The following is an 11,464-nucleotide window of genomic DNA, read 5'->3' on the forward strand; positions in this document are numbered from 1 at the left end:
AGGGGATGTCCAACTTTTGGGGTGCAGTTCAAGCTGATATCGTCGGCTTTCAGACGACCTTTTCATCTGTCTGCAAGCCTTTCCCGCTATAATTCCCGCTTTCGCTATTTTCAGACGGCCTCTCTTCTATGAAATCCTACCCCGATTCCTATCTCCATTTCGAAAACCTCGACGCCCCCGAAACGCAAAACTTTGCCGCTGAAGCGCATGCCGAAACGCGTGCGCGTTTTTTGGAAAGCGATAAGGCGCGCGCGCTGTCGGACGGGATTTTGGCGCAGATGCAGGACACGCGGCAGATTCCGTTTTGTCAGGAACACCGCGCGCGGATGTACCATTTCCATCAGGACGCGGAGTATCCGAAGGGCGTGTACCGCGTGTGTACGGCGGCGACCTACCGTTCAGGCTATCCCGAGTGGAAAATCCTGTTTTCGGTGGCGGATTTCGACGAACTGCTCGGCGACGATGTGTATCTGGGCGGGGTGTCGCACTTGGTGGAGCAGCCCAACCGCGCGCTGTTGACTTTGAGCAAATCGGGCGGCGATACGGCTTATACGTTGGAAGTGGATTTGGAGGCGGGCGAGTTGGTCGAGGGCGGCTTTCATTTTCCGGCGGGGAAAAACCATGTGTCGTGGCGCGATGAAAACAGCGTGTGGGTGTGTCCGGCTTGGGACGAACGGCAGTTGACCGAATCGGGTTATCCGCGTGAGGTGTGGCTGGTGGAGCGCGGCAAGAGTTTCGAGGAAAGCCTGCCGGTTTACCAAATTGATAAAGGCGCGATGATGGTAAATGCATGGCGTTACCTCGATCCGCAGGGTTCGCCGATTGATTTGATTGAAGCGTCGGACGGTTTTTACACCAAGACGTATTTGCAGGTGTCGTCCGAAGGCGAGGCGAAACCTTTGAACCTGCCCGCCGATTGCGACGTGGTCGGCTATCTGGCGGGGCATCTTCTGCTGACGCTGCGCAAGGACTGGCACCGTGCGAACCAAAGCTATCCGAGCGGCGCGCTGGTGGCGGTGAAGCTGAATCGGGGCGAACTCGGGGCGGCGCAGCTTTTGTTTGCGCCCGATGAAACGCAGGCATTGGAAAGCGTGGAAACGACCAAGCGTTTTGTGGTGGCGAGCCTGCTGGAAAACGTGCAAGGCCGTCTGAAAGCGTGGCGGTTTGCCGATGGCAAATGGCAGGAAGCTGAGTTGCCGCGCCTGCCTTTGGGCGCGCTGGAAATGACCGACCAGCCTTGGGGCGGCGATGTGGTTTACCTTGCCGCCAGCGATTTCACCACGCCGCTGACGCTGTTTGCGCTGGATTTGAACGTGATGGAACTGACCGTCATGCGCCGCCAGCCGCAGCAGTTTGTTTCAGACGGCATCGAAGTACGGCAGTTTTGGGCGGTTTCGTCCGACGGCGAAAGCATCCCTTATTTCCATGTCGGCAAAAACGCCGCGCCCGACACGCCGACGCTGGTCTATGCCTACGGCGGTTTCGGCGTGCCCGAGCTGCCGCATTATCTGGGCAGCATCGGCAAATACTGGCTGGAAGAGGGCAACGCCTTCGTGTTGGCGAACATACGCGGCGGCGGCGAGTTCGGCCCGCGCTGGCATCAGGCGGCGCAGGGAATCAGCAAACACAAAAGCGTCGATGATTTGCTTGCCGTCGTGCGCGATTTGTCCGAACGCGGCATGAGTTCGCCCAAACACATCGGCTTGCAGGGCGGCAGCAACGGCGGCCTGATTACCGCCGCCGCCTTCGTGCGCGAACCGCAAAGCATAGGCGCGCTGGTGTGCGAAGTGCCGCTGACCGATATGATCCGCTATCCGCTGCTCTCCGCCGGCGCAAGCTGGACGGACGAATACGGCAACCCGCAGAAATACGAAGTCTGCAAACGCTGGCTGGGCGAATTGTCGCCGTATCACAATCTTTCAGACGGCATCAATTATCCGCCCGCACTCATCACCACCAGCCTCAGCGACGACCGCGTCCATCCCGCTCACGCGCTCAAGTTCTACGCCAAACTGCGCGAAACCTCCGCGCAATCGTGGCTCTACGCTCCGGACGGCGGCGGTCATACCGGCAACGGCACGCAACGCGAATCCGCCGACGAACTCGCCTGCGTATTGCTGTTTTTGAAAGAATTTTTGGAGTAAGGGCGGGAGCGACACTGCTGCCGCGAATGAAAAAAGGTCGTCTGAAAACCGGAAAATCAGTTTTCAGACGACCTTTCTGATTATTAATTTATTGATATTAAAGAAAAACAAATTCCCGCTTGTAGGTTAAAATCAGGCTATGCTAATATGCACAACAACAGGTTTTTCCAGAATAATCTGTGTTAGAATGCAGGTTTAGATGGAAAACTCTATCCGAACTCGGTACAATACCGACGAATTTATTTCTCTTAAACAACCCGCCGCAAGGCAAAAGGAACGACTGATATGTCAAACATTGAACAACAAGTTAAGAAAATTGTTGCTGAACAACTGGGCGTAAACGAAGCCGAAGTCAAAAACGAATCTTCCTTCCAAGACGACCTGGGTGCAGATTCTTTGGACACCGTAGAACTGGTTATGGCTTTGGAAGAAGCTTTCGGTTGCGAAATCCCCGATGAAGAAGCCGAAAAAATCACTACCGTACAACTGGCTATCGACTACATCAACGCCCACAACGGCTAATCGGCCGCACCAAACACCCCAGCCTCTGCTGCGTTAGCGCAATAGAGGCTGTTACCTTATATATGTGGGGCAAAATCCGTTATAATAGCCGCCCGGAATCCGATTCCGAACCGCTATTATCATTTTCAGACGGCATCTTGCCGCATCCCACCGAAAACCAACAGCGAGATTATCATGAGTCAGAGAAGAGTAGTCATCACAGGCCTCGGCCAAGTATCACCGGTCGGCAACGACGTCGCCACCGCATGGAGCAACCTGCTCGCAGGCAAAAGCGGCATCGGCCGGATTACCCGCTTTGACGCATCCGACATCAACAGCCAAATCGCCGGCGAAGTGCGCGATTTCGACATCGGCCAATACATCAGCGCGAAAGAAGCCCGCCGCATGGACGTATTCATCCATTACGGCATCGCTGCCGCGCTGCAAGCCATCAGCGATGCCGGTTTGGACGAATTGGAAAGCCTCGATAAAGACCGCGTCGGCGTGAACATCGGTTCCGGCATCGGTGGCCTGCCCAGCATCGAAGCCACCGGTAAAGCCGTTATCGAAGGCGGCGCGCGTAAAATCAATCCTTTCTTTATCCCCGGTTCGCTGATCAACTTGATTGCGGGCCACGTTACCATCCTCAAAGGCTACCGCGGCCCCAGCTACGGCATGGTTTCCGCCTGTACCACCGGCGCACACTCCATCGGCGACTCCGCCCGACTGATCAAATACGGCGACGCGGACGTGATGATTGCAGGGGGTGCCGAAGGCGCGATCAGCACTTTGGGCGTCGGCGGCTTCGCAGCCATGAAAGCCCTTTCCACCCGCAACGACGATCCCGCCACCGCTTCCCGTCCGTGGGATAAAGGTCGCGACGGCTTCGTTATCGGCGAAGGCGCAGGCGTGCTGGTGTTGGAAGAATTGGAACACGCCAAAAAACGCGGCGCGAAAATCTACGCCGAAATCGTCGGCTTCGGCATGAGTTCCGATGCTTACCATATCACCGCCCCGAACGAAGAAGGCCCTGCATTGGCGGTTACCCGCGCGCTGAAAGATGCCGGACTGAATCCCGAAGACGTCGATTACGTCAACGCACACGGTACGTCCACTCCGTTGGGTGATGCCAACGAAACCAAAGCGCTCAAACGCGCGCTGGGCGACCATGCCCGCAAAGTCATCGTCAACTCCACCAAATCCATGACCGGCCACTTACTCGGCGCGGCAGGCGGCGTGGAAGCGCTGTACAGCGTGTTGGCGGTACACGAGCAAAAATCCCCGCCGACCATCAACATCTTCGAACAAGACATCGAAGCGGGCTGCGATTTGGACTACTGCGCCAACGAAGCGCGCGACGCGAAAATCGACGTTGCCATCTCCAATTCCTTCGGCTTCGGCGGCACCAACGGTACGCTGGTGTTCAAACGTTTCAAAGACTGATTGAAGCAGTTTGAAACAAGACGAAAGGTCGTCTGAAAACCTGAAACAAGGGTTTTCAGACGACCTTTTTCATGTTGGCAAACATGGGGCTTATAGTGGATTAAATTTAAATCAGGACAAGGCCGACGAAGCCGCACAGTACAGACAGTACAGAACCGATTCACTTTGGTGCTTCAGCACCTTAGAGGAATCGTTCTCTTTGAACTAAGGCGAGGTAACGCTGTACTGGTTTAAAGTTAATCCACTATATAGTGAAAAAGCCGGGTTTCGCATCATGCAAAATCCGGCTTGAAAAGCGGTCGAAGAGGCTTTTGGTCGGTATCTGATTGTCGTCTTATGCCTGATAATCGATGCCCAACTGTTTCAGCAGATACTCAAATGTTTCCGGCGTATCGAAGTGGAGGACGATTTTGCCTTTTTTGTGATTGGTGGTTTTGACTTCCGCGTTAACGCCCAGCCTTTCGGTCAACACGTCATTCAGACGACGTATATCGGGACTGATGGTTTTTTTGATTTCCTGTTTGGTTTGATGGGCGATTTGGCTGCGGCGTTCGACTTCGCGCACCGACCAACCGTTTTTTACCGCTTTTTGTGCCAATTCAAGCTGCTCGACTACGGGCAGGGTCAGCAGGGCGCGGGCGTGTCCCATCTCAAGATGGCGGTGGTAGAGCATTTCTTGGACCGGCTCGGGCAGGCTCAACAGGCGCAGGCTGTTGGAAATGGCGCTGCGGCTTTTGCCGACCGCCTTGGCGATGGTTTCATGAGTCAGTCCGAACTCGTCGGCGAGGCGTTTCAAACCTTGCGCTTCTTCAATCGGGTTTAAGTTTTCGCGTTGCAGGTTTTCAATCAAACCCATTGCCAGCGCAGTCTCGTCGCTGATGGTTTTGATGACGACCGGAATCTCGGTCAGTCCGGCGAGCTGGGATGCGCGCCAGCGGCGTTCGCCGGCGATCAGTTCATATTGGGAAAGGCCGTGTTCGCGCACGATGACCGGCTGGATAACGCCTTGCGCTTTAATCGAATCCGCCAGCTCCTGCAAGGCTTCGTCGTCCATCTGTACCCGCGCCTGATAGCGGCCGGGTTGGATGTCGTTGATGGCGACGGTAGTCAGGCGGTCGCTGCTGCTGTTGTCCACGCCGTTGGAAATCAGGGAATCTAAACCGCGGCCCAAACCGCCTTTTGCTTTTGCCATATCGTGTCCCTTTCAGACGACCCTAAGGATGAAAAAACAGTATTCTATCGGATATTCACAAGCGCCGACAATTTGTATTGCTGTGTTATTCCAAGTGGCGATTTTTACTATAATGAACCCCCTCGGTTATTTTTCAGACGACCCACAGAAAGATTATTTATGACCCGACGCCTGATTATCGGCATCAGCGGTGCCAGCGGTTTCCAATATGGAGTCAAAGCCTTACAGCTTTTGCGCGCACATGACGTCGAAACGCATTTGGTGGTTTCCAAAGGTGCGGAAATGACACGCGCTTTGGAAACGGGCTACACAAAAGAAGAAGTCTATGCTCTCGCCGATGTCGTGTATTCCGTCAACCACATCGGCGAACGCATTGCCAGCGGCTCGTTTAAAACAGACGGGATGTTGATTGCGCCTTGCTCCATGCGGACGCTGGCATCCGTCGCACACGGATTCGGCGACAATCTTTTGACCCGCGCTGCCGATGTGGTTTTGAAAGAACGCCGGCGGTTGGTGTTGATGGTGCGTGAAGCGCCGTTAAACCTTGCCCATATTGAAAACATGCGCCGAGTGACCGAAATGGGCGGCATTATTTTCCCGCCCATTCCTGCCATGTATCAGCAGCCGCAAACCATTGACGACATCATTACCCACAGCGTGGCACATGCTTTGGACATGTTCGGCATCGAGACCGAGGGCGTACCCAGATGGAACGGCGGACAAACCGAAGCAGACTGAAGACAATGCAGTTTGATAACGGAACTTTGCCGCCCCGAAGCTCGCCGCAAACGTGCTAAGCTGCTGAATTTTCCAGCAGAATCAGGTATAATGGCGGTCTATTTCCGTCCGTCGGACAGCTTGACCGTCCGGGTGGCGCGCCCAACTGTCGTTCAGACGACCTCAGCAGAAATTCTTTTAAAAAAATCTTACAGATAAAGACCATGACTGACCAAAAACACGAAGAATACGGCGCCGACAGCATACAAGTGCTGGAAGGCTTGGAAGCGGTACGCAAACGCCCCGGTATGTATATCGGTGACACGCAGGACGGCAGCGGCCTGCACCACATGGTGTTCGAAGTATTGGACAACGCCATCGACGAAGCACTGGCGGGACATTGCGACAAAATCACCGTAACCATCCATGCCGACAATTCCGTCAGCGTGGCCGACAACGGGCGCGGCATGCCCACCGGCATCCACCCGAAAGAAGGACGCTCCGCCGCCGAAGTCATCATGACCGTATTGCACGCGGGCGGCAAGTTCGACAACAACAGCTACAAAATCTCCGGCGGCCTGCACGGCGTGGGCGTATCCGTCGTCAACGCGCTGTCCGACTGGGTAACGCTGACCATCTACCGCGACGGCAAGGAACACTTTGTCCGCTTCGTGCGCGGCGAAACCGAAGAGCCGTTGAAAGTTGTCGGCGATTCCGACAAAAAAGGTACGACTGTGCGCTTCCTCGCCAGCGCAGAAACCTTCGGCAACGTCGAATACAGCTTCGACATCCTCGCCAAACGCATCCGCGAACTTTCCTTCCTGAACAACGGCGTGGACATCGAATTGATTGACGAACGCGACGGCAAACACGAAAGTTTCGCCCTTTCCGGCGGCGTGGCAGGTTTCGTGCAATACATGAACCGCAAAAAAACGCCGTTGCACGAAAAAATCTTTTACGCGTTCGGCGAGAAAGACGGTATGAGCGTCGAATGTGCGATGCAGTGGAACGACAGCTATCAGGAAAGCGTGCAGTGCTTCACCAACAACATTCCGCAGCGCGACGGCGGTACGCACCTGACCGCATTGCGCCAAGTGATGACGCGCACCATCAACAGCTACATCGAAGCCAACGAAGTCGCCAAAAAAGCCAAAGTTGAAACCGCCGGCGACGATATGCGCGAAGGCTTGACCTGCGTGTTGTCCGTCAAACTGCCCGACCCCAAATTCTCGTCGCAAACCAAAGACAAACTGGTTTCCAGCGAAATCGGCCCCGTCGTCAACGAAGTCATCAACCAAGCACTGACCGACTTCCTGGAAGAGAATCCGAACGAAGCCAAAATCATCACCAGCAAAATCGTCGATGCCGCCCGCGCGCGCGAAGCTGCCCGCAAAGCCCGCGAAATCACCCGCCGCAAAGGCGTGATGGACGGCTTGGGGCTGCCCGGCAAACTCGCCGACTGCCAAGAAAAAGACCCTGCCTTGTCAGAGCTTTATCTGGTCGAGGGCGATTCCGCCGGCGGTTCTGCCAAACAAGGCCGCGACCGTAAATTCCAAGCCATTTTGCCGCTCAAAGGTAAAATTTTGAACGTCGAAAAAGCCCGTTTTGAAAAAATGCTCGCCAGCCAAGAGGTCGCCACCCTGATTACCGCGCTGGGCGCAGGCATCGGCAAAGAAGAGTTCAACCCCGAAAAACTGCGTTACCACCGCATCATCATCATGACCGATGCCGACGTGGACGGCGCGCACATCCGCACCCTGCTCCTGACCTTCTTCTACCGCCAAATGCCCGAGCTGGTCGAACGCGGCTACATCTACATTGCCCAGCCGCCGCTTTACAAAGCCAAATACGGCAAGCAGGAGCGTTACCTCAAAGACGAACTGGAAAAAGACCAATGGCTGCTCGGCCTCGCCTTGGAAAAAGCCAAAATCGTTTCAGACGGCCGCACCATCGAAGGCGCAGAACTTGCCGATACCGCCAAACAATTCCTGTTGGCGAAAACCGTTATCGAACAGGAAAGCCGCTTCGTGGACGAACTCGTCCTGCGCGCCATGCTGCACGCGTCGCCCATCGATTTGACGTCGTCTGAAAACGCCGATAAAGCCGTTGCCGAACTTTCCGGTTTGCTCGACGAAAAAGAAGTCGCCCTCGAACGCATCGAAGGACACGAAGGCAACCGCTTCATCAAAATCACCCGCAAGCTGCACGGCAACGTCATGGTCAGCTACATCGAACCCAAGTTCCTCAACAGCAAAGCCTACCAAACCCTCACCCAAACCGCCGCCGCGCTCAAAGGCTTGGTCGGCGAGGGCGCCAAGCTTTATAAAGGCGAGAACGAGTACGACGTGGACAGCTTTGAAACCGCGCTGAACATCCTGCTCCAAAACACCCAAAAAGGCATGTCCATCCAGCGATACAAAGGTTTGGGCGAGATGAATCCCGAACAGCTCTGGGAAACCACGATGGATCCCGCCGTGCGCCGTCTGTTGAAAGTGCGCATCGAAGACGCCATCGCCGCCGACGAAGTGTTCGTTACCCTGATGGGCGACGAAGTCGAACCGCGCCGCGCCTTCATCGAAAACAACGCCCTGATTGCGCAAAATATTGACGCTTGATAGGGGGTGAAGCATGAAAAGGTCGTCTGAAAATGGGGATTTCCGGTTTTCAGACGACCTTTTTGCTTGATGGGAACGTTGCGGCGTCATGCTGCATGAAATATTTGAACCATGTGGTTTGTTGCCCTGATAATCCACTATAAAACGCCACTGTCTGTACCTTTGGGTAACAAATTGCGACCAATCGGAAATTTTATCCGCATTTTTTTCAAATTATAGGCATATTAATATGCAAACGTAGTTTGATTATTGCAAACCTCCTTCTTGGGTCACGCCGGAGCGTATGGTGTTTCGGCTGTCCGCATTTTTTAACTCATTTTTATGGAAACCCCATGATGAAAAGCAACCGTCTTGCCTGCGTTGTTTTGGCAGCCTTGTTATCCCTCCAAACCTTGCCTGCGTATGCCGCCAAACCGGATACTGCTTCAGCCGTCGAAGCATCTGCGCCAAACTCGAAAAATGCTTCAACTGTTTCAGAGGACGAGATCGCCAAACAAACAATCACCGGCCCGGCAGTTATCGACTTGAGCAACCAGGCAAAACTGAAACTGCCCGCCAAAATGGTCTTTATTAAAAAAGATGCCGCCAATAGCTTGATGGAAGAATGGGGTAATGGCACAAATCCCGACCGCTACGGGCTGATTATTCCGGAGCAAAAAAATAAAGACAGCGCAGCCCCTTGGTGGGTCGATTTGAATTTCAATGATTCCGGTTACATCAAAGACGACGATGCCAAAGAATGGGATGTCGAAGGCATGCTCAAGCAGCTGAAAGAAGGTTCTGAGGAGCAAAACAAAGAACGTGCCGCCCGCAACCTGCCTGAATTGGAAACGCGCGGCTGGGTGGAAAAACCGCAATATGATGCGGCTACCCACCGCCTGATTTGGTCGATTGACGTTTTGGAGAAAAACAAACCCGACCAAAATCCTGCCATCAACTACAACACTTACCAGCTCGGCCGCGAAGGTTTTATCGAACTGACCATGGTCACCGATTTGAACAGCGTAGACCAATACAAACCTATCGCACGGGAATTATTGGGCAATATCGAATTCAACGAAGGCAAGCGTTACAGCGATTTCAATGCCGCGACCGACAAAGTGGCGGAATACGGATTGGCTGCCTTAGTCGGCGGATTGGCTGCGAAAAAACTGGGCTTGCTGGCCCTTGCAGGCGCATTGCTCGCCAAATTCGGCAAATTGATTGCTGTCGGCGTGATTGGGGCTGGCGCGCTGTTTAAAGGCTTATGGCGCAAAAAAGATAAAAATCAAAGCGAAGAATAAGTTTCTGCGAAACTAAAAAAGGTCGTCTGAAAATTTTCAGACGACCTTTTCAACGTTTTAAGAACGTATCCGTTTCAACACTTCTTCCTTGCCGATTAATGCCAACACGGCATCGACGCTGGGTGTTTTCGCCGTGCCACAGACGGCGAGGCGCAGGGGCATGCCGAGTTTGCCCATTTTGATGCCTTCTTCGTCGCAGAAGGGTTTGAACAGGTCGTGGATGGCTTCGGCGTTCCAGTCTTCCAGCCCTTCGAGGCGTTCGGCGAAGCGCAGCATACGGGCGGCAGCTTCGTTGTCCCAATGTTTCTGCACGTCCGCTTCGGCAGGCGTTTGTTTGACGTAGAAGTAGAGGCACTCGTCGGCGAGCGTGTTCAGGTCTTGGGCGCGGTCTTTGACCAGTGCCAACACGTCTTCCAACGCGGGTTTTGCCGTGTCGTAAATGTCGCGCAGGGCAAGGCGGGGTTTGACGAGTTCGGCGAGTTTTTCGTTGGGCGTGATTTTGATGTGTTCGCCGTTGATCCAGTAGAGTTTCTTCAAGTCCATGCGGCTGGGCGACGGGGAAACGTCTTTCAAATCAAACCATTCGATGAATTGTTCCATCGTGAAGAACTCGTCGTCGCCGTGCGCCCAACCCAAACGAGCCAGATAGTTGAGCATGGCTTCGGGCAGGATACCCATCGCGCCGAAATCGGTGATGGCAACGGTATCGCCGCTGCGTTTGGAGATTTTTTTGCCTTGTTCGTTGAGAATCATGGGCAGGTGGCCGTATTCGGGCAGGTTCGCGCCGATGGCTTTTAAGATGTTGATTTGTTTTGGGGTGTTGTTCACATGGTCGTCGCCACGGATAACGTGGGTAACGCCCATGTCGTAGTCGTCCACGACGACGCAGAAGTTGTAGGTCGGCGTACCGTCGGCGCGGGCGATAATCAGGTCGTCGAGTGCTTCGTTGGGAATGGAGATTTCGCCTTTGACCAAGTCCGTCCACTTGGTAACGCCGTCCAAAGGCGTTTTGAAGCGGACGACGGGTTGCACGTCGGCAGGGATTTCGGGCAGGGTTTTGCCTGCTTCGGGACGCCAGCGGCGGTCGTAAGTCGCCGTGCCTTCTTTTTCGGCTTTCTCACGCATGGCTTCCAGCTCTTCTTTGCTGCAATAGCAGTAGTAGGCGGCGCCTTTTTCCAAGAGTTCGGCGATGACTTCTTTGTAGCGGTCGAAGCGGCGGGTTTGGTACACGACGTTGTCGGCGTTGTCGTAATCGAGACCGACCCATTTCATGCCGTCGAGGATGATATTGACGGATTCGGCGGTGGAACGCGCCAAGTCGGTGTCTTCGATACGCAATAGGAACTCGCCTTTGTGATGGCGGGCAAACGCCCATGAAAACAAGGCAGTGCGCACGCCGCCGATGTGCAGGTAGCCGGTGGGGCTGGGGGCGAAACGGGTTTTGACGGTCATGATGGCTCCAGAATCTTTTAAAACGGGTATTTTACTGTTTTTAGACGGAATCGGACAATGAAAGGTCGTCTGAAACCTGAAAATTCGGTTTGAACTGCACCCCAAAAGTTGGACATC

8 protein-coding genes are annotated in these 11,464 nt (G+C 54.3%); 6 read left to right on the forward strand and 2 right to left on the reverse strand.

The window, feature by feature from the left end; all coding sequences use genetic code 11:
* The first annotated feature begins 128 nt into the window (after positions 1-128).
* The 3 genes from HMPREF2726_RS11100 to fabF all read left to right on the forward strand — a co-directional run bounded on the left by HMPREF2726_RS11100 (position 129) and on the right by fabF (position 4,088).
* Positions 129-2,144: a prolyl oligopeptidase family serine peptidase gene (locus tag HMPREF2726_RS11100; RefSeq protein ID WP_070603389.1), complete on the forward strand. Its 2,016-nt coding sequence runs from the start codon at positions 129-131 to the stop codon at positions 2,142-2,144.
* Between the two features lie 285 nt (positions 2,145-2,429).
* Positions 2,430-2,666 (forward strand): acyl carrier protein, encoded by a 237-nt coding sequence (gene acpP / locus HMPREF2726_RS11105; protein ID WP_003742600.1) that lies wholly within the window; start codon positions 2,430-2,432, stop codon positions 2,664-2,666.
* Positions 2,667-2,840: 174 nt separating this feature from the next.
* The gene (gene fabF / locus HMPREF2726_RS11110) at positions 2,841-4,088 is read left to right on the forward strand and encodes a beta-ketoacyl-ACP synthase II (protein ID WP_003768942.1); all 1,248 of its coding nucleotides are present in this window, start codon (positions 2,841-2,843) and stop codon (positions 4,086-4,088) included.
* Between the two features lie 334 nt (positions 4,089-4,422).
* Here the strand turns inward: fabF and HMPREF2726_RS11115 are convergent, their stop codons facing one another.
* On the reverse strand, positions 4,423-5,280 hold the full coding sequence (locus tag HMPREF2726_RS11115) for a ParB/RepB/Spo0J family partition protein (RefSeq protein ID WP_003761057.1): 858 nt from the start codon (positions 5,278-5,280) through the stop codon (positions 4,423-4,425).
* A gap of 159 nt (positions 5,281-5,439) precedes the next feature.
* On the opposite strand from HMPREF2726_RS11115, the gene HMPREF2726_RS11120 reads away from it, so the two are divergent.
* The 3 genes from HMPREF2726_RS11120 to HMPREF2726_RS11130 all read left to right on the forward strand — a co-directional run bounded on the left by HMPREF2726_RS11120 (position 5,440) and on the right by HMPREF2726_RS11130 (position 9,895).
* Positions 5,440-6,018, forward strand: coding sequence for a UbiX family flavin prenyltransferase (locus HMPREF2726_RS11120; RefSeq protein WP_003775953.1), 579 nt, complete (start codon positions 5,440-5,442; stop codon positions 6,016-6,018).
* A 203-nt stretch (positions 6,019-6,221) separates the two neighbouring features.
* A complete protein-coding gene (gene gyrB, locus HMPREF2726_RS11125; protein ID WP_009313090.1) occupies positions 6,222-8,612 on the forward strand; it encodes a DNA topoisomerase (ATP-hydrolyzing) subunit B in 2,391 nt (796 codons plus the stop codon).
* Positions 8,613-8,944: 332 nt separating this feature from the next.
* Positions 8,945-9,895, forward strand: a complete 951-nt coding sequence (locus HMPREF2726_RS11130; RefSeq protein WP_070603391.1) for a DUF2167 domain-containing protein — start codon at positions 8,945-8,947, stop codon at positions 9,893-9,895.
* 57 nt (positions 9,896-9,952) lie between these two features.
* Here HMPREF2726_RS11130 and gltX read toward each other — a convergent pair whose 3' ends face one another.
* A complete protein-coding gene (gene gltX / locus HMPREF2726_RS11135) occupies positions 9,953-11,347 on the reverse strand; it encodes a glutamate--tRNA ligase (RefSeq protein WP_009313092.1) in 1,395 nt (464 codons plus the stop codon).
* Positions 11,348-11,464 lie beyond the last annotated feature (117 nt).

It is taken from the genome of Neisseria sp. HMSC074B07 (assembly GCF_001810355.1).
In the GTDB taxonomy this organism is placed as follows: domain Bacteria; phylum Pseudomonadota; class Gammaproteobacteria; order Burkholderiales; family Neisseriaceae; genus Neisseria.